Annotated in this window: 17 protein-coding genes; 7 read left to right on the top strand and 10 right to left on the bottom strand. The window is 66.9% G+C overall.

Annotated elements, in window-relative coordinates:
- Nucleotides 1-461: 461 nt before the first annotated feature.
- The gene (locus AC6LJW_RS05435; protein ID WP_105238611.1) at nt 462-674 is read right to left on the bottom strand and encodes a YbdD/YjiX family protein; all 213 of its coding nucleotides are present in this window, start codon (nt 672-674) and stop codon (nt 462-464) included.
- Between the two features lie 21 nt (nt 675-695).
- Nucleotides 696-2,783: a carbon starvation CstA family protein gene (locus AC6LJW_RS05430; RefSeq protein ID WP_056570448.1), complete on the bottom strand. Its 2,088-nt coding sequence runs from the start codon at nt 2,781-2,783 to the stop codon at nt 696-698.
- 314 nt (nt 2,784-3,097) lie between these two features.
- Here AC6LJW_RS05430 and AC6LJW_RS05425 point away from each other — a divergent pair, with 314 nt between their 5' ends.
- From AC6LJW_RS05425 to pdxR, 7 genes are all read left to right on the top strand, one after another.
- Nucleotides 3,098-4,522, top strand: a complete 1,425-nt coding sequence (locus AC6LJW_RS05425; RefSeq protein ID WP_498086696.1) for a cache domain-containing protein — start codon at nt 3,098-3,100, stop codon at nt 4,520-4,522.
- Nucleotides 4,519-5,175, top strand: coding sequence for a response regulator (locus AC6LJW_RS05420; protein ID WP_056570444.1), 657 nt, complete (start codon nt 4,519-4,521; stop codon nt 5,173-5,175). Before AC6LJW_RS05425 ends, AC6LJW_RS05420 begins: the two co-directional genes overlap by 4 nt.
- 165 nt (nt 5,176-5,340) lie before the next feature.
- Complete coding sequence (gene folE / locus AC6LJW_RS05415; RefSeq protein ID WP_056316955.1) at nt 5,341-5,886, top strand: GTP cyclohydrolase I FolE; 546 nt, start codon at nt 5,341-5,343, stop codon at nt 5,884-5,886.
- A 341-nt stretch (nt 5,887-6,227) separates the two neighbouring features.
- The gene (gene tauA, locus AC6LJW_RS05410; RefSeq protein WP_056570442.1) at nt 6,228-7,256 is read left to right on the top strand and encodes a taurine ABC transporter substrate-binding protein; all 1,029 of its coding nucleotides are present in this window, start codon (nt 6,228-6,230) and stop codon (nt 7,254-7,256) included.
- A 97-nt stretch (nt 7,257-7,353) separates the two neighbouring features.
- Nucleotides 7,354-8,187 (top strand): taurine ABC transporter ATP-binding protein, encoded by an 834-nt coding sequence (locus AC6LJW_RS05405; protein ID WP_056570440.1) that lies wholly within the window; start codon nt 7,354-7,356, stop codon nt 8,185-8,187.
- Entirely contained in the window at nt 8,180-9,007 is an 828-nt protein-coding gene (locus AC6LJW_RS05400; protein WP_105238604.1) for an ABC transporter permease subunit, read from the top strand. Before AC6LJW_RS05405 ends, AC6LJW_RS05400 begins: the two co-directional genes overlap by 8 nt.
- Before the next feature lie 110 nt (nt 9,008-9,117).
- Nucleotides 9,118-10,662, top strand: a complete 1,545-nt coding sequence (pdxR, locus tag AC6LJW_RS05395) for a MocR-like pyridoxine biosynthesis transcription factor PdxR (protein WP_498086694.1) — start codon at nt 9,118-9,120, stop codon at nt 10,660-10,662.
- A 288-nt stretch (nt 10,663-10,950) separates the two neighbouring features.
- Here pdxR and AC6LJW_RS05390 read toward each other — a convergent pair whose 3' ends face one another.
- From AC6LJW_RS05390 to AC6LJW_RS05355, 8 genes are all read right to left on the bottom strand, one after another.
- On the bottom strand, nt 10,951-12,354 hold the full coding sequence (locus tag AC6LJW_RS05390) for an NAD(P)/FAD-dependent oxidoreductase (RefSeq protein ID WP_235512305.1): 1,404 nt from the start codon (nt 12,352-12,354) through the stop codon (nt 10,951-10,953).
- A 20-nt stretch (nt 12,355-12,374) separates the two neighbouring features.
- Nucleotides 12,375-12,767, bottom strand: coding sequence for a nuclear transport factor 2 family protein (locus AC6LJW_RS05385; RefSeq protein ID WP_056570433.1), 393 nt, complete (start codon nt 12,765-12,767; stop codon nt 12,375-12,377).
- A gap of 113 nt (nt 12,768-12,880) precedes the next feature.
- Nucleotides 12,881-13,942, bottom strand: coding sequence for a CobW family GTP-binding protein (locus tag AC6LJW_RS05380; protein ID WP_498086692.1), 1,062 nt, complete (start codon nt 13,940-13,942; stop codon nt 12,881-12,883).
- A 1-nt stretch (nt 13,943) separates the two neighbouring features.
- Nucleotides 13,944-15,599 (bottom strand): amidohydrolase, encoded by a 1,656-nt coding sequence (locus AC6LJW_RS05375; protein ID WP_056570429.1) that lies wholly within the window; start codon nt 15,597-15,599, stop codon nt 13,944-13,946.
- Nucleotides 15,600-15,638: 39 nt separating this feature from the next.
- Nucleotides 15,639-16,661, bottom strand: coding sequence for an ABC transporter ATP-binding protein (locus tag AC6LJW_RS05370; RefSeq protein WP_498086690.1), 1,023 nt, complete (start codon nt 16,659-16,661; stop codon nt 15,639-15,641).
- The gene (locus tag AC6LJW_RS05365) at nt 16,658-17,659 is read right to left on the bottom strand and encodes an ABC transporter ATP-binding protein (RefSeq protein ID WP_082579032.1); all 1,002 of its coding nucleotides are present in this window, start codon (nt 17,657-17,659) and stop codon (nt 16,658-16,660) included. The genes AC6LJW_RS05370 and AC6LJW_RS05365 overlap by 4 nt, the downstream gene beginning before the upstream one ends.
- Nucleotides 17,656-18,558, bottom strand: a complete 903-nt coding sequence (locus AC6LJW_RS05360) for an ABC transporter permease (RefSeq protein WP_056570426.1) — start codon at nt 18,556-18,558, stop codon at nt 17,656-17,658. Before AC6LJW_RS05360 ends, AC6LJW_RS05365 begins: the two co-directional genes overlap by 4 nt.
- Nucleotides 18,555-19,523: an ABC transporter permease gene (locus AC6LJW_RS05355; RefSeq protein WP_056570423.1), complete on the bottom strand. Its 969-nt coding sequence runs from the start codon at nt 19,521-19,523 to the stop codon at nt 18,555-18,557. The genes AC6LJW_RS05360 and AC6LJW_RS05355 overlap by 4 nt, the downstream gene beginning before the upstream one ends.
- Nucleotides 19,524-19,530 lie beyond the last annotated feature (7 nt).

Raw genomic sequence — 19,530 nt, 5'->3', positions numbered from 1 at the left:
GTATTGGAGCGCCCATTAGCAATCACCCCTCCGTCAGCGCGCAAGCGCACAACGCTCGACGTCCCACGGAACCGATGCCGATTGCCGCCGCCCGGGCGGCAGCAATTCGGCGGCCCCGCAGATCCCCTGCCCCGTCCACAGGTCTTGCAGCGCGCAAACCAAAGACCCTGGCAGCACGGCGTCGCGGTCACCGTGGGGGCGAGCGCCGTCGATGCGCCCGAGGGAATCTGAAGGGAAGGCCGAAGGCCTGGACGAAGATGACAACGGGGCAGTCCGGAGCGAAGGCTCCGGACCGCAATCGTGGACGATCGCACCCACGGTGACTGCGGCGTCGGGCGACCTACGAAGAACTAATGCAACCTACGAAGAACATAACGCGCACGAAAATCGCCCCCTACGAACTGCCTAACATCACCCACAAAAAAAAGGCCCTGCATCCGCAAGGCCTTCCAATTACCACTTCAGCAGCACCCAATCCGCTTCTTCCCCCCGTATCGCGCCTCCTGACGCTCCCGGAAGAAATCCTCATAGCTCATTGGCTCCTGCTCAGGGTGCGTGCGCCGCATATGCTCGACATAGGTCTCATAATCCGGCACGCCAACCATCAGCCGGAGCGTCTGCCCCAGGTAGCGGCCGGCGGCGCCGGCCGCTGAAGTCATATTGCTGAACAGCATGCGGCTTCTCCTGGATAAAGGTCAGTCCGCGCCAGCCGCGGCGGCTGCGGGCAGCGACTCGTACGGCGTTTCGCGGGACGTCGGCTTGTTTTCGTTGCGGGCGCGCTGCACCGACTTCAGGCCGAACACCACGATGCTCACCACCACGAAGATGAAGATCGCGCACAGCCCGGCGTTGATGTAGTCGTTCATCACCACCCGCGACATCTCGCCCAGCGACTTCGCCGGCGCCAGCACCTTGCCCTCGGCAATCGCCGCGTTGTACTTGTCGGCGTGGGCCAGGAAGCTCACGCGGGGGTCCGAATGGAACAGCTTCTGCAGACCCGCGGTCAGCGTGCAAGCCAGCAGCCAGAGCGTCGGCAGCACCGTCACCCACGCATAGCGGTCGCGCTTCATCTTGAACAGGACCACCGTGCCGAGCGTCAGCGCAATCGCGGCCAGCATCTGGTTGGCGATGCCGAACAGCGGCCACAGCGTGTTGATGCCACCCAGCGGATCCACCACGCCCTGATACAGGAAGTAGCCCCACGCCGCCACGCACAGGCCCGTGGCGATCAGGTTGGCCGGCAGCGAATCCGTGCGCTTGAGCGACGGGGCGAACGTGCCCAGCAGATCCTGCAGCATGAAGCGGCCCGCGCGGGTACCGGCGTCCACGGCCGTCAGGATGAAGAGCGCTTCGAACAGAATCGCGAAGTGATACCAGAACGCCATCATGCCCGGACCGCCCAGCGCCTGATGCAGGATGTGGGCCATGCCCACGGCCAGCGTCGGAGCGCCGCCGGCGCGCGAGATGATCGTGCTTTCGCCCACGTCCTTGGCCGTCTGCACCAGATCGGCCGGCGTGATCATGAAGCCCCAGCTCGACACCACCTGCGCGACCTGCTCCGGCGTCGTGCCGATCACGGCCGCCGGGCTGTTCATCGCGTAGTAGATGCCCGGTTCGATGACGCATGCCGCCACCAGCGCCATGATGGCTACGAAGGATTCCATCAGCATGCCGCCGTAACCGATGTAGCGCGCCTGGGTTTCGTTCTCGATCAGCTTGGGCGTCGTGCCCGAGGAGATCAAAGCGTGGAAGCCCGACACCGCGCCGCAGGCGATGGTGATGAAGAGGAACGGGAACAGGTTGCCCGACCACACCGGACCGGTACCGTCGACGAATTGCGTCAGCGCGGGCATCTTCAGTTCGGGGGCCACGACCACGATGCCGATCGCCAGACCGACGATCGTGCCGATCTTCAGGAAGGTCGACAGGTAGTCGCGCGGCGCCAGCAGCAGCCACACGGGCAGCACCGAGGCGATGAAGCCGTAGACGATAAGGATCCAGGTCAGGCCCTTGCCGTCGAAGTCGAACATCGGGCCGATGACCGGATGCGCGGCCACGTCCTGACCGAACGTGATGGCTGCCATCAGACCCACGAAGCCGATGATGGACACCTCGCCGATCTTGCCCGGACGGATGTAGCGCAGGTACACGCCCATGAAGAGCGCGATGGGAATGGTCGCGGCCACCGTGAAGGTGCCCCACGGCGAATGCGTCAGCGCCTTCACGACGATCAGCGCCAGCACGGCCAGGATGATGACCATGATCATGAACGCGCCGAACAGCGCGATCACGCCCGGGATCTTGCCCAGTTCCGACTTGACCAGGTCGCCCAGCGAGCGGCCGTCGCGGCGGGTGGAGATGAAGAGGATCGTGAAATCCTGCACGGCGCCGGCGAACACGACGCCGGCCAGGATCCACAGCATGCCAGGCAGGTAGCCCATTTGCGCGGCCAGCACCGGGCCGACCAGGGGACCCGCGCCGGCGATGGCGGCAAAGTGGTGGCCGAACAGCACGTGCTTGTTGGTCGGCACGTAGTCCAGGCCGTCGTTGTACTTCCAGGCCGGCGTCATTCGCGTCGGGTCAAGCTGGAAGACCTTTCGTGCGATGAAGCGGCTGTAGTAACGGTAGGCGATGAGATAGACGCAGACGGCGGCAATCACCACCCAAAGCGCGTTGATGGTCTCCCCTCTGGCCAGCGCCACGGTGCCCAGCGCAAACGCGCCCAGTACCGCAACCGCCAGCCAGACCAGGTGCTGACCCAGTCCCTTACTGCTGGTGTGCATAAGTGCTCCTCTTGCCTCCCGCCATGCTCTTGGCGTGAAACGCTTTTTTCGTCCCGCGGAAGGCAGACTCATTGTTGTGGGGTGGCGGACGCACGCGTCCACGCTGCGTCAGGTCGACGCGGGCGCCAGTATTGCGCTGCGGCCATCGCGCCAACAAGCGCGGAACTACGCAACCGAGCTACGTGTTACTACGTCATGCGCCGCAGCAAATTTCCGTGGAAATCGTAAAATCCCCGAAGTTTCCGCATTCCCGCCTCGATTCCCTTCCGGTTGATGCGTCGCAGCAAATTCGCTCCGACCTGATACAAATCCTTATGAAGCTGCGTCTCAAAATCTTGCTGCTTGCGGCGGTCCCGTTGCTGGTGGCCGTCGCCGCCATCACGGTCGCCGTCTACGTGCAGGGACTGCAGTTGGCGCAGCGCGAAAAACAGGTGGTCGAAACCGCCTGGCTGGCAAGCAAGGAAGGCGAGCTGCGCCACTACGTGAACCTTGCCTACAGCGCCATCGCGCCGCTGCAGGCCGCGGGCGACGACGAGGCCACGCGCCAGCGCGCCCTGGACCTGCTGGCGCAAATGGAGTTCGGCCACGACGGCTACTTCTTCGTTTATGACCTGAATGGCAAGAATCTGATGCATCCGCGCCAGCCCGAACTGGTCGGGCAAGACCTCTGGAACCTGCGCGACACCAAGGGCCAGCCCGTCATTCAGAACCTGCTCACGGCGGCGCGACGTGGCGGCCAGCAGGGCGAGGTGGTGCACTACCTCTGGGAAAAGCCGTCCAGCAACCAGACCGTGGAAAAGCTCGGCTACGTGGTGGTGCTGGAGCGCTGGGGCTGGATGCTGGGCACCGGCATCTACCTGGACGACGTGCAGCAGGCGCTGGTGCGCATCGACGCCGCGGCGCAGGCCAACATTCGCGACATGTTCGCGTGGGTGGCTGGCATTGCCGCCGTGTCCATCCTGGGCGTGGCGGCCTGTGGTCTGGCCCTCAATATCAGCGACCATCGCCAATCCGACGCCAAGTTGCGCCTGATGGCCCGCCAGATCGTGCGCTCGCAGGAAGACGAGCGCGCCCGCCTGTCGCGCGAGCTGCACGACGGCATCAGCCAGGTGCTGGTATCGGTAAAACTGTCGCTGGAGGCCGCCCGCGAGCGGCTGCGCCAGTCGCACACGGACGATTCCCGCGCGCTTGCGCATATCGACACGCCGCTGGGCGGCGCGCTGGACCGCCTGAACATGGCGGTCGGCGAGGTCCGGCGCATCTCGCACAATCTGCGCCCCACCCTGCTGGATGACCTGGGCCTGCCCGCCGCGCTGGAGCATCTGGGCCGGGAGTTTGCCATCCGCCCCGAGAACGGCGCGCCGCCGCTGGCCGTGGACCTGCGCACGGTCGGGCAGCCGGTGAAGCTGCCCGACGCCTATGCGACGGCGCTGTTCCGCGTCACGCAAGAGGCGCTGACCAACGTCATGCGCCACGCCGGCGCCACGCGCGCCGACCTGACGCTGGCGTATTCGGCGCGCGACCTGCGCCTGACCATCAGCGACGACGGCTGCGGCTTTGACGACGCCGAGGTCCAGCAGGACCCGCATCGCGGCATCGGCCTGCGCAACATGCGCGAACGCATGAGCGCGCTGTCCGGCACCCTGACGTTTCATTCCACCGCGCAAGGCACGACCTTGCAGGCCTGGCTTCCGCTGCCGCCCGCCGGCAGCCCCCTTCCGACGCCTTCCCAAGCATGACCGACAAACCCGACGCCGTCCGCCTCCTGCTGATCGACGACCACCCCCTGGTGCGCGATGGCCTGCGCCTGCGCCTGGAAACCGTGCCGCAGTTGCGGGTGGTGGGCGAAGCGGGCAACGCCGCTGCCGCCCAGGCTTTCCTGGCTGCCTGCATGGCCGAGGACCCGCAGGGCAGCACCCTGCCTCATCTGGTGCTGATGGACCTGAACATGCCCGGTGTCGGCGGCCTGGAGCTGACCGCGCTGCTGCACGAGCGCTATCCGCAGATCGCAGTATTGGTGCTGTCCATGCACGACAACCCCGAATACATGGTGCAGGCGGTCAAGGCCGGCGCTCGCGGCTATCTGCTGAAGGACGAGCCCGCGCAGGAAATCATCACCGCCATCGACGCCGTCATGGCCGGCCGCAGCTACTTCAGCGCCGCAGCGGCCGTGCGGCTGTCGCAGGCCAGCGCCCTGGCCACGCTGCTGACGCACCGCGAACGCGACGTGCTGCGCCATATCGCGGACGGCCATGCCAACAAGCAGATCGCGCAGACGCTGGGATTGTCGGTGCGCACCGTCGAGACGCACCGCTTGAACATCAAGCGCAAGCTGGGCATCGATGGACAGGCTGAACTCATCAAGTACGCGGTCGAAAACCGGGGGGTTTGAACGCGGGAAATACCCCCACACGCCGCGGGTAAGCCCGCGGTCCGTCCGCCCCGCTGAGGTAGACTTGCGACACCTACGTATTACGCCAAGCACCAAGCCTGGCGTTACCCCACGCATCACCCTTCGCATCATCGCGCGCCAGAGGGCGCGCCGCCAGGAGTCCCCATGTCATTGGAAAAGCACTACACCGCCATTCTCGAAGCACTAGGGGAAGATCCGTCCCGCGAAGGGCTGGCCGACACGCCCGCCCGCGCCGCCAAGGCCATGCGCCACCTGTGCCGCGGTTACGACCAGAATCTGGAAGAAATCGTCAACGGCGCGCTGTTCACGTCGGACACGCGCGAGATCGTCCTGGTCAAGAACATCGAGCTTTACTCGCTGTGCGAACACCACATGCTGCCCTTCATCGGCAAGGCGCACGTCGCCTATCTGCCTGCCGGCAAGGTGCTGGGCCTGTCCAAGGTGGCCCGCATCGTCGAAATGTACGCGCGCCGCCTGCAGATCCAGGAAAACCTCAGCCGCCAGGTGGCTGAAGCCGTGCAAAGCGTCACCGGCGCCGCCGGCGTCGCGGTCGTCATCGAGGCGCAGCACATGTGCATGATGATGCGCGGCGTCGAGAAGCAGAATTCCTCCATGGTCACGTCGGTGATGCTGGGCGAGTTCCACGAAAACCCGTCAACCCGCGCCGAATTTCTTAGCCTTATTCGCTGACGGTGTCTGACACCCTACCGGCACGGCCGTAATCTGACGGATATCTCTGGCGGGTGTCAGACACCTTGCCGAAGGCCGTGATCTGACGGCGCTCTCTGCAGGGTGTCAGACACCCGGCATGCAGTCACTGCCACGTCCCTCATCCTTTTGGCGCATATCGCGGGCCCGCCCGCTGCGACGACGATGCCCGTTCGGGCATTGCCGGCGCAGCCGGCGGGCCCGGTTGCTTTTGGCTCCTACTGATCCGGACATCTGGCCCTAGCGTTCTGGTCCCATCCGGGCAAACTGGAACCAGCAAGCCGGTCGCGCCGGGGCGCGGCCGTTCTCTCCCGGAGATCTCCATGAACGCGATATACCGCCTGATTCGCCGCTGCACCCTTGCCGGCCTGGCCGCCGCGCTACTGGCTGCGCCCGCCTACGCGCAGACCAAGCTCGTGGTGGGCTACCAGCTCATCGTCGGGCCGTTCCTGTCCGCCATCGCGGACGGCAGTTTCGACAAGGCCCTCAAGGACGCCGGCTACCAGGTGGACTGGCGCCAGTTCACCTCGGGCGGCGACATCTCCACCGCGCTGGCCTCGGGCAACGTGCCTGTCGGCGTACTGGGTTCGACCGGGATCACCTCGGCCGCCACGCGCGGCGTGGACATGCAGCTCTTCTGGATCCTGGACAACATCGGCAAATCCGAAGCATTGGTGGCGCGCAACGGCTCCGGCATCAACAGCACCGCCGACCTGAAGGGCAAGCGCGTCGCCACGCCGTTCGTGTCGACGTCGCACTTTCATTTGCTGGTCGGGCTTGAGCAGGTCTGGAAGGTGCCGCCCCGCGACGTGCGCATCCTGAACATGCAACCGCCGCAGATCGTGGCCGCCTGGCAGCGCGGCGACATCGACGCCGCCTACGTCTGGCCGCCGGCGCTGACCGAGATCGCCAAGACCGGCAAGATCATTGCCGACTCCGAACAGATTGGCGCGGCCAGCGTGCCGACCTTCGACGGCATCGTGGTCGACAAGGCCTGGGCGCAGAAGAATCCGAAGTTCATGGCCGCCTTCACCGGCGTGCTGGCCAAATCCTACGCGGACTATCGCGCCAACAGCGCCAAGTGGACGGCGGATTCGCCGCAGGTCAAGGGCATCGTGAAACTCATCGGCGGCAAGCCGGACGACATCGTCGAGGCGCTGGGCCTGCTGGTCTTCCCGACCGCGGAAGAACAGGCCTCCAAGACGTGGCTGGGCGGCGGCAAGGACTCGGGCGCCGCCCGCGCCTTCGCGGCCAGCGCCAAGTTCCTGAAGGACCAGAAGCAGATCGACAAGGCGCTGGACGACTACAGCCCGTTCGTCACGGACCAGTACGCGAAGGCGGCCCTCAAGTAATCCGTCCGGCCCGGCCCGGCGCCACCCCGGCGCCGGCCGCAGCGTCATGGCGGGGCCCGCAGCCGCAGGTCTCGCCACCACGATCAGGGGGAACAGCATGACCATGCAGTCCACACCCGCCGCGCAGCGCCTGTGCGCGGAAGGCGTCAGCGTCACCTATCCCGGCCTGCACGACAGCGGCCCCGTCATCGCGCTACACGACGTCAACCTGACCATCCAACCCGGCGAATTCGTCGTCGCGCTGGGCGCGTCGGGCTGCGGCAAGACCACGTTGCTCAGCCTGCTGGCCGGCTTTCTGTCGCCGACCGAAGGCGAGATCACGCTGGGCGGAAACCCCATCGTCGGGCCGGGCGCCGACCGCGGCGTGGTGTTCCAGAAGCACGCCCTGCTGCCCTGGCTGAACGTGCTGGAGAACACCGAATTCGGCTTGAAGCTGCAAGGCGTGGACAAAGAGACCCGCCGCGCGCGCGCCCGCCGCAATCTGGAACTGGTGGGGCTGCAGGACTTCCACCGGCACATGATCTACCAGTTGTCCGGCGGCATGCAGCAGCGCGTGGGCATTGCGCGCGCGCTGACCTGCGACCCCGCCATGCTGCTGATGGACGAGCCCATGGCCGCGCTGGACGCGCTGACCCGGGAAACCATCCAGGAGCTGCTGCTGGACATCTGGCGGCAGACCAACAAGATGTTTTTCTTCATCACCCACAGCGTGGAAGAAGCGCTCTTCCTGGGATCGAGGCTGATCGTCATGTCGCCGCGCCCGGGCCGGATCACGCATACGTTTGAGCCGGCGTTCAACCGGCGCTACCTGGAGACCCGCGATGGCCGTGGCATCAAATCCAGTCCCGACTTCATCGCCATGCGCGAACAAGTCCTCGGCATCATCTACGGGGACGAGCGCGCCGCCGCCCCGCACGCCCTCCATGCCTAAGCGCCGCATCGGCCACACGCCGGCGGCGCCGGGCAAGGTGTACGGGGCGCCGGGCGCCGGCTACAGCGGCCACATCAGCCTGCTGACCAGCCTGGCGCTGATCGCGCTGTGGTTCCTGGTGACCAGCGCCGGCTGGGTGCGGCCGCTGTTCCTGCCGTCGCCCATCGCCGTTTACGACAAGTTCGTCTTTGCCATGACCGAAGGGGTGGCCAACTCCACGCTGACCGAGCACGCGCTCGCCAGCCTGGGCCGCGTGTTCGGCGCGTTCTTCCTGGCGTGCGTCACGGCGATTCCGGTCGGCATCCTGATGGGGGTGAACCGCTACGCGCGCGGCGTCTTCGATCCGCCGATCGAGTTCTATCGTCCACTGCCGCCGCTGGCTTACCTGCCGCTCATCATCATCTGGTTCGGCATCGGCGAGTTCCCGAAGATTCTGCTGATCTACCTGGCCATCTTCGCGCCCATGGCGATCGCCGCGCGCGCGGGCGTGCGCTCGGTGTCCATCGAGCAGATCCACGCCGCCTACGCCATGGGCGGCACCAGCCGCCAGATCGTCTGGCACGTGATCCTGAAGGCGGCGATGCCCGAGATCTTTACCGGCATGCGCATCGGCATCGGGGTCGGCTGGACGACGCTGGTTGCCGCTGAAATGGTGGCAGCCGACCGGGGCCTGGGCTTCATGGTGCTGAACGCCGCGCAGTTCCTGGCCAGCGACACGGTCATCATGGGCATCATCGTGATCGGACTTTTTGCGTTCGCCTTCGACCTGCTGGTGCGTTACCTGGAACGCTTCGCCATCCCGTGGAAGGGACGAATCTGACAGGGCAATCCCCCATTCCTTCCCCCATCCGGCTCCCTTATTCTGAGACTCGGACGCCCCGGGCGCGGCAGTGCAGCGCCGGGCGTGTCCGCAGTCAAAAGGAGCCAGCCATGTCCAGCCAGGCCTCGATGCTCAAGCCTGTGTTGTGGGAACGCCTGTTCGAAAAGGCCAGCGCGCCCAACCTCAGCCTGCAGGGGCGCGTGCGCCAGATGCTGGTGTCGGCCATCCTGAGCGGCCACCTGCCGCCCGGCATGCCGGTGCCGTCCAGCCGCTACCTGGCCGACCAGTTGCGCATCGCGCGCAACACTGTGGTGTTTGCGTACCAGCAGCTCGTGTGCGAAGGGTATCTGGTGTCGCGCGAACGCAGCGGCCACTTCGTCAGCGATACCGTCATGGAAGGCCACTCGGGTCCGGCTGCCGACGCCACGCCGGCGGATGGGCCTGAAACCGGTGGTGTGCGCTGGGACGAACGCCTGCGCTTTCGACCCTCGCGGCAACGCAACATCACCAAGCCGCGCGACTGGCAGAAGCAGCCCTATCCCTTCGTCTACGGCCAGTTCGACCAGGACCTCTTTCCCACCGCCGAATGGCGCGAATGCTGCATCAAGGCGCTGTCGGTGCTGGACATCCGCAGCTGGGCGCCGGATCTCATCACGCATGACGACCCGGCGCTTATCGAACAGATCCGCACCCAGGTGCTGCCGCGCCGCGGCGTGTGGGCGGACGCCGAGGAAATCGTCATCACGGTCGGCGCGCAGCACGCGCTCTATCTGCTGGCCGACCTGCTGGTGAACGAGGACACCGTGGTCGGCATGGAAGACCCCGGCTATCCGGACGCCCGCAACATCTTCGCCAGCCACACGCGCCATCTGCTGCCGCTGCCCGTGGACGAACAGGGCCTGCGCACGGGCACGCAACTGCTGGGATGCGACTACCTTTTTGTGACGCCGGGCCATCAATGCCCCACCACCGTCACGCTGTCCATGGAGCGCCGCGCCGCTCTCCTCGCCTTGGCGCGGCAGTCCGACAGCCTCATCATCGAAGACGACTTCGAAAGCGAAAGCCGCTGGGGCGAAGGCGCGATCCCCGCGCTGAAAAGCCTGGACCGGGACGGGCGCGTAATCTATGTGGGCAGCCTGGCCAAGTCCTTCGCGCCGGGCCTGCGCATCGGCTACATCGTCGCGCCGCGCGAGCTGGCCGCCGAACTGCGCGCGCTGCGCCGCCTGATGCTGCGTCACCCGTCCGCATACATCCAGCGCGCGTTCTCGCTCTTCATCTCGCTGGGCCACCATCATTCGCTGCTACGCCGCCAGTCGCAGGCCTATCAGAAGCGCGGCGCCGAACTGGCGCAGGCGCTGGCCCGGCACCTGCCGGATTTCACGGCCATTCCGATCACCGGTTCGTCATCGTGCTGGCTGCAGGGGCCGCCGTGGCTCAATGCGGCGGCGCTGTCGGAGGCCGCGCTGGCCGAAGGCGTCGTGGTCGAACCGGGGGACGTGTTCTTCATGGACGGCGCCAACGCGCCGCGGAACTTCCTGCGCGTGGGGTTTACGTCGATCCGGCCGGAACATATCGAACCCGGCATCGCGCGGCTGGCGAAGGTGGTCGACGCCCAGCGGCGCGTGGCGCAGGATCTCGTGCTTGACGGTGTCTGACACGCTTCATTTTGACGGTGTCTGACACCCTGGTGAGAGCGTCGTCATCCTGCCATGCCGTCTCAGAGGGTGTCAGACACCTGCATCATCTTAATTTTGACGGTGTCTGACACCCTGGTGAGAACGTCTTCATCCTGCCATGCCCTCTCAGAGGGTGTCAGACACCTGCATCATTGCCCTTCATTTTGGCGGTGTCTGACACCCTGGTGAGAGCGTCTTCATCCCGCGATGCCCTCTCAGAGGGTGTCAGACACCTGCATCATCGGAGGGACTGACGTCCCCGCACCGCTACAGCAACTCGTCCCGTAAGTAGTACCAGCGGTACAACAACCCCTGCCCAATGCGGCGGAATGGTGCAAAGAGATGCCCCGGTAAAGGCGTGTCGTAAATCGGCAGGTTCCACGCAATCCCGTCCTTGCCCATCATCCGTTGCGCCAGCCGCCTGCCCGCGTGGGCCGAGAAGGCCACGCCGTTGCCGCCGTAGCCGAAGGCGTAGTACACCTGTTGCGCCGGATCCGGCTGCGTCACGCGCGGCATCATGTCGTGGCTGACGTCTACCCAGCCCCACCACGAATACGCCACATCCACGCCGCGCAGCGCGGGGAACTTGCGTGCCAAGCCTTCGCGCAGCAGTGCAAGGTGGCGCGGGTTTTCGGCGTCTGCGCCGCGTAGCGCGCTGCGGCTGCCTATCTGCATGCGGCCGTCGGGCAGCAGGCGGTAGTAAAAGCGCAGCGTGCGCGTGTCGGTGATGAACACCGTGCTTTTCAAACCCGCCGCCTCGCGTTCCTCTGCCGACAGCACCCGCGTGACCATCGAATTGGACAGCACCGGCATGATGCGGTTGTCCAGCAGCCGGTTGACGCCCTGCGCGGTGTAGCCGCCGGTGGCGAAGGCCACGCGCCGGGCGCGCACGGTGCCGCCGGGGGTTTGCAGCCGGTACACGCCGTTCTCGACGCGCCAGCCCAGCACGGGGCTGGACGGATGGATGCGCACGCCCAGCGCCCGCGCCTGCCGCAGATAGCCGTAAGCAAGCTTGAGCGGGTGCACGCCGACACCATCGGGCTCGTGCATGGCGCCCACGGCCTCGCGATCGTCCACGTAGCGTTCGCGCAATTCGGCGCGGCTAAGCATCTTCGTGTCGTAGCCAAAGACGTCGCGCATCACGCGCGCTTCGTTCTGCAGGAAGGCCATCTTTTTCTGGCGATGCGCCGTGTACAGATGCCCGCCGGGCTGCGCGTCGCAATCCACCTGCGCGACCAGGCTCTTCCAATACTCGAAGCCTTCGCGGATCTCGGCATCCAGGCGCTTGGCCGTGTCCAGTCCCCAGCGTTCGATCCACTGCGAGCGGTACAGGCGTCCCGACGCGTTCTGGCCCTGGCCGCCATTGCGACTGGTGCAGCCCCACACGGCGCGATTGGCCTCCAGCACCACGGCCTTCACGCCGAAATCGCGCGCCAGCGCCAATGCCGCCGACAGGCCCGTGAAGCCGGAGCCGACAATCACCACGTCGGCATCGACGTCGCCGCTGATCGGTCCATCGTCTTCGGGCGGCGTACCGGCCGTCGCCACCCAGTAGGTGGGCGCGTAGTCCTGGCCCTGGCCGGGCGGCGAGACCAGCGGATCGTAGGCCGGGTTGTAGGCGTTGATGGCGGCGCCGGACGCGGGCGCCGGACGGGAGATTCCGACCGACATTTGCGTGTCCATGATGTTGGCTAGCCCCGTGCCGGCAAGGCCGGGCGCTGCTTGCGGAAGGCGTTCTTCACCTGGATCTTGCCGCCCTTGAAGGTGAACACGTCGACCATGTCGGCCTCCACCCGCGAGCCGTCCGCGGCCGTGCCGCGAAACGTGGACTCGGAGACGCCGCGATCGCCGGCCACCCAGTGCCGGCCGTTTTCCCATTGCGCGTCCGGGAAGTTCTTCCAGGCCGCGGCGAAGGCCGCGCGCACCGCTTCCGGGCCTGCATGGCGGCTGCCGTACTGCTCGGGGCCGCCGACGGTCTCGAACACGCAGTCTTCGCTCATGAATGACATCAAGGCGTCGATATCGTGCCGGTTCCAGGCGGCCGCAAACTCGGCCAGCATTTCCACGGTGACGGTCTGTTGCATTGCCTACCCTCCTTCTCTGGCGCGGCGCGAGATGCGTCCACGCTGAACCTTCAAGGTACGTGCGCGGCATGCGCGCGGGTAGGACCAGACGCGGGGAATCGCTTGCACCAGAACTAGCGCAGCGGCACGGCGCAGGCGGCTTCGTGCGCGACTGCGACGTCGACATCGAGCAGCGCCGCCAGGTCCAGATGCGCCGCGATCGCCGGCATGCGGGTGACGCCACGCATGCCGATCACGACCAGCGATGGCTCGCATTGATCAGCAGGCGCGCGCGCCTGCGTGTCAAAGCGCACGCGCCGGCCCGCGAATTGCACCAGCACCCAGCCGTGCCGGCCGGTGCGGACCCAACCTTTGGCGCGCAGCACGTCTCGGGGCAACTGCTTCAGGCGCTCGGCCAGCATGTCCGCGTCCAACACCGCGGGCGCCCGCCATAGCCAGCTTTGAAAAGGATGGGCGGGATCGGACGGGTCGACGTGGTGCGGTATGTGCCGGCCGACGTGAGCGCCACCGGGATCATCGCCATGACCGCAGGCTGGACCGCAGTCATGACCGCACCCATCCTCCGCCTCATGCCCACTCGCCGTCCCCTCATCGCCGCCGATCAACACCTGCAAATCCACCCGCCCCTCACACACGCGCACCACGGGCGCCCCGCCGCTTGCCTCGTGCAGCCAATCCTGCACTGCCGCCAGCGCATCCGGCGCCACCAGGTCGATTTTGTTCAACACCAGCAAATCCGCGGCGCGCAGCTGCCGCTGCACGGTATCCGCCAACAGTGGATCGGCCGCCACCTCGCGGATGGCGCCGGCATCGGCCAGTACCACCACACCTTCCAGCTGCAACAGCGGATCGGCCATCCCGACCTGCGCGATTCGGCCAGGATCGGACACGCCGCTCGCCTCGATGACAATCCATTCCGGCAACGGATCCAGCGCCAGCACACGCGCCAGCGCGTCATCCATTCCACCCGCCATCGAGCAGCACACGCAACCGTTCGCCAGCCGGATCACGTTGTCGGCGCGCTCCGCGATAAGACCCGCGTCGATGTCGACAGGCCCGAAGTCGTTGACCAATACCGCCGCGCGGCGCGGGCTGGCGGTCAGCACGTGGTTCAGCAAGGTGGTCTTGCCCGCGCCCAGAAAGCCGCCCACCACCGTCAGCGGTATGCGCGCCACGTCACGCCTCCCGCAGCGGCAGCGGACGCCCGCCGATGACCGTGCCCAGCACCTTCAGGTCCTTCAAGGATTCCGGCGCGGCTTCGGACGGATCGTCCGCCAGCACGCAGAAGTCCGCGTACTTGCCGACCTCGATAGAGCCCACCAGATGGTCCATGTGCAGCGTGTACGCGGCGCCCAGCGTGATGGCGTGCAGCGCGGCGTCGACGCCGATGCGCTCGGACTCGCCCAGCACGCGGCCCGAGGCCGTCTGCCGGTTCACGGCGCACCAGGCCGTAAAGAGCGGACCGAGCGGCGTGATGGGCGCGTCGGAATGGATGGCGTACGGCACCCCCGCGCGCGCCGCCGACGCGCACGCGTCCATGCGGTTGGCGCGGTCCGGCCCCATCGTCAGCGCATAGTGCGCATCGCCCCAATAGTAGATGTGGTTGGCAAAGAGGTTCACGCACATGCCCAGGCTCGCCATCCGGCGGAACTGGGCGGAGTCGGCCATCTGGCAATGCTGCAGCGTGTGGCGATGGTCGCGCCGCGGCGTGCGCTGCAATGCGCGGTCCACGGCTTCAATCGCAAGCTGCGTGGCCTCGTCGCCGTTGGTATGGATGTGAAGCTGCGCGCCGGCGTCGTGATAGGTTTGCACCATCGCGTCCAGTTCGGACGGCGCGATGACCCAGATGCCGTTGGGTGCGCCGTTGAAGTAGCCCGGCCAGCGCACGCGCGCCGTAAAGCCCTGGATCGACCCATCGACCACCAGCTTCACCATGCCCAGATGCAGCTTGGCGTGATTCAGCCGCCGCGCGGCCGTCAGCTTTTCCAGGCAGCCAGCCGCGTTGCCCGCGTACGTCAGCGCCGACGCGGCGGGCACGATGCGCACCGGGTATTCCTCCTCGCCCGTCACGCGCGCCAGGGTCGCCAGGCCTTCATCATTCAACTCGTTGACCAGATCCGTGGCGGTGGTCACGCCCGCCCACTGCGCCACCTTGCCGAACATCCGCAGCCCTTCCTCAGTCAGCCCGACCGTGCGGAACGGGCTGCCGATCAGCCGCATGACCGGGAACATGGCCGCGAATTCGCAGAGCTCGCCGCTCGGTCTGCCGTCCGCCAAGCGGGTCACGCCCTCGATGTCGGTGTCGCGGTCGATGCCCGCGCGCGCCAGCATGGGCGAGTTGACGTTCATGAGGTGCATGCTGGCGTGCATGACCACGATGGGCCGCTGCGCCGACACGGCGTCCAGGTCATGAATGCTCATGCGATCGCCGCCAAAGAAGATGGGATCGAAGCCCCACCCTATCAGCGTCTCGCCCTGCGCCAGCGCGCCCTCGGCATCGCGCAACCGGGCCGCAACCTCCGCGAAGCTTTTCAGGCCGGACCAGAGTTTGCCGTCCGGTCCACGCCGGTCGTAGTAGCCGACGTAGACGAACTTCCACATGCCGCCCTCGGGCAGATGACAATGTCCCTCCACGAGGCCCGGCATCAACACGCATTCTGCAAAACGATCGTCAACCTGCGCCGGCCCCCAGCCGGCCAGATCCTCCCGGTTGCCCACGCCCAGAATGCGGCCATCCCGCACGGCAACGTGCGTGGCGCGCGGCTGCGCGGGATTCATGGTCAGGATCGATCGGGCGACATAAAGCGTCGTGGAGCCGGAAGGCTGGGTCATCGGGGTTCCTTATCGGTCGGTGAAATCGGTACGCGCGGATCAGCCCTGCAACGGCGACACCGTCACGCCATCGCGCGTCTCGACAAAATGGCAGGCCACGTGATGCGCCAGCGCTACCTCGCGCAATTCGGGCTCACGGGTGGAACACAGCGCCTGCGCGGCAGGACATCGCCCCGCGAAGCGACAGCCGGGCGGCGGGTTGACCGGGCTGGGCGGATCGCCTGTCAGCTTGACGCGCCGCGCCGCCGTTTCGCGGCCCCCCTTGACTGTCGGCACGGCGGACATCAGCGCCACGCTGTACGGATGCAGCGGCCGTGAAAAAAACGCCCGCCGCGAGGCCCGCTCAATGATCTTTCCCAGATACATCACGGCGATGTCGTCGCACACATGCTCCACGACCGCCATGTCGTGCGAGATGAAAAGAAACGACTGCGCCTGCTCGCGCTGGATGCGCCGCAGCAGATTCAAAATCTGCGCCCGGATGGCGATGTCCAGCGCCGACACGGGTTCGTCGCAGACGATCAGGTCCGGCGCGCTGGCCAGCGCCCGGGCAATATTCAGCCGCTGCCGCTGTCCGCCGGAAAACTGGTGCGGAAAAAGTTGGCGTTGTTCGGGCCGCAGCCCCACCAGTTCGAACATCAGCGCCACGCGCGCCTCGCGGCCGCCGGGCGGATCGATGCCCATCAGGTCCAGCGGCGTGCGCACGATCTCCTCGGCGCGCTGACGCGGATTGAGCGACGAGTACGGATCCTGAAACACCAGTTGCAGGCGCCGCCGCATCCGCCGCAGGGCTGCGCCGCGCATCGCGGTCAGGTCGCTGCCGTCGAAATGGATGCTGCCGCCGGTGGGGTCCGCCAGCCGCAGCACCGACAGCGCCGTGGTGGTCTTGCCCGAGCCCGACTCGCCCACGATCGCCAACGTGCGGCCGCGCTCAAGCTCGAACGACACGCCGTCCACCGCCCGCACCACCACCGGCTTGCCATCGCGTCCGCGCCCGCCCACCGGAAAATGCACCGACAGGTCGCGCACCGACAACAGGGATGACGATTGCGCCTGGCTCATTGCGATGCCTCCGGATAAAGCCAACAGGAAACGCCCTGCCCGCCGGCCAGCACGGTCATGGGCGGAAACTCGCGGCTGCAGCGCGCCATGGCGCGGTTGCAGCGGTCGACGAACGGACAGCCGACGCCACGCTCCCACACGGACGGCACCACGCCCGGAATCTCGGGCAGGTCGGGCCGCTCGTCGTCGGGTTCGCGGTCCAGCTCGGGCAGGCACGCGATCAGGCCCTGCGTGTACGGATGGCGCGGCTGCGCCAGAATCTGACCGACACTGCCCTGCTCCACCACCCGCCCGCCGTACATCACCACCACGCGGTCCGCCATCTCGGACACCGCGCCCATGTCGTGCGTGATCAGCAGCACGGCGGTGCCCCGGCGTGCCTGCTGCTCGCGCAACAGGTCGAAGATCTGCGCCTGCACCGTCACGTCCAGCGCAGTCGTGGGCTCGTCGGCGATGAGCACGTCCGGGTCGCAGGCGAGCGCAATCGCGATCATGACCCGCTGCCGCATGCCGCCAGACAGTTGATGCGGATAATCGTCCACGCGACGCTCCGGCAGCGGGATGCCCACGGACTTGAGCATCTCGATGGCGCGCTCGCGCGCCTCGCGCTTGGACAGCCCCTGATGCAGCCGCAGCGGCTCGCCAATCTGGTCGCCCACCGTGTAGACCGGGTTGAGCGCCGTCATCGGCTCCTGGAAGATCATCGAAATATTGTTGCCGCGCACCCGGCGCATCGCCTCGTCGTCGTGCATGGCAAGGTCCGCGCCGCGCAGGCGCACGTGACCGGCGCCCACGCGCGCCAAGGGCGGAATCAGCCGCATGATGGCCAGCGCCGTCATGCTCTTGCCGCAGCCCGATTCCCCCACCAGGCACAGCGTTTCGCCGGGACGCAGGTCGAAGCTCACATCGCTCAGCACCTCGGCCTCACGGCCACGCGTGCGGAACGCCAGGCTCAGGCCGTCCACTTCCAGCACGGGGGCCATATCGGCGGCGTTCATGCCCGGCCCCGCGATGTCGGATTCAAGGCGTCGTTCAGCCCGTCGCCAATCAGGCTGACGGCCAGCACGGTCAGGAAGATGGCTGCGCCCGGCAGCGTCACCGCCCACCACGCGGTCAGGATATAGGGGCGGTTGCTGCCGATCATCAAGCCCCAGCTCATCACATTGGGATCGCCCAGGCCCAGAAACGACAGCCCCGCCTCGAACAGGATCGCCGTACCGATGGCCAGCGTGGCCGACACGATCAGCGGCGCCAATGCGTTCGGCAGGATGACGCGCCAGATGATGCGCGCGTCTCCGGCGCCGATCACGCGCTCGGCAAGCACATACTCGCGCCGCTTGAGCCGCAGGAACTCGCCGCGTGCCAGCCGCGCGGTTCCCGTCCAGCTCACCACGCCGATGGCGACCGCGATGGTGGCCAGCGACGGGCTGAACAGCGTCACCAGCACCATCGCAAAGAGCAAAGTGGGCAGCACCTGAAAAAACTCGGTGATGCGCATCAGGGTTTCGTCGACCCAGCCGCCGTAGTAGCCCGCCAGCGCGCCAACCGTGATGCCGATGGCCATGGACAGCACCGCCGCCACCACTCCCACCAGCAACGTCGCGCGGCCGCCGTAGATCATGCCGGTCAGCACGTCGCGGCCCAGGTAATCGGACCCCAGCAGCAGCTCACCGCCGGGCGGCTCCATGGGCGCCGCGGCAATCTCGAACGGGTCGGCCTGCATCAGCATCGGCCCGAAGATCGTGATTGCCAGAATCGTCGCCAGCAGCAGCACGCCGGCCAGCGCGCTGGGGTTGCGCGCGAACACGCGCAGCGCCTCGTAAGTTGGCCGGGGTGGCGGCTTGGGCCGGGCGTCGGCGCCGGCGGCGCCGGGCAGCGCGATGGGTGCGGGTCTCATGATGTCTTGATCCGGGGATCGATCAGGCGATACGCCAGATCGGTAAGCTGGTTCATCACCACGACCAGCAGCGAGGCAAAGAGCAGGATCCCGAGCAGGGTCGGATAATCGCGCCGAAGCACGGAGTCGAACGCCAGACGCCCCAACCCGGGCCAGTTGAAGACCGTCTCCACCAGAATCGCCCCGGCCAGCACGTTGCCGAATTGCAGACCCAGCATGGTCACCACCGGCAGCACGCCGTTGCGCAGCGCGTGCTTGTACAGCACGGTGTTCTCGGGCAGCCCCTTGGCGCGCGCGGTGCGGATGTAGTCGGCCTGCAACGCGTCCATGACGCTGGCCCGCGCCAGCCGGCTGTATTGCGCCAGGTACACGAACGCCAGCGTGAAGGCCGGCAGCACCAGGTGATGCAGCACGTCCAACGCGCCCGCCCAGCCGTCCTGCGGACCGCCCGCCGACCGCATGTCCGACACCGGAAAGATCGGCCACACCGAGGCAAACAGGATGATGAGGATGATGCCGGTCCAGAACACCGGCGCCGAATAACCCACGACGGACAGCAGCGTGATGCCTTGCGACAGCAACCCGTTGGGCTTGCGGGCCGCCAGCGTCCCCAGCAGCGTGCCGACCAGGAACGCGACCGTCACCGACGTCACCACCAGCAGCAGCGTGGCGGGCACGCGATCCCAGATCAGCTGGGCGACCGGCACGTTGAAAAAGTACGAGTAGCCCAGGTCGCCGCGCACGACCTGCCCCAGATAGATGCCAAGCTGCGCGAGGAAGGGCTTGTCCAGCCCGTACTGCACGCGAAGCTGGGCCCGCAGGTCTTCGCTGATGCCGCCCATCGACCCCGCGATGGTCTCCACAGGGTCGCCCGGCGAGATATGGATGAGCAGAAAGTTCAGCGTCACCACGGCCAGCAGCAGGATCGCGGCGTAGAGCAGGCGGCGCGAGAGGTATCGCAGCATGACGGCT

This window comes from Achromobacter sp. 1012554356 (assembly GCF_059760815.1).
The sequence above is the reverse complement of the archived record's forward strand: the minus strand, read 5'-3'. Positions and strand labels throughout refer to the sequence as shown.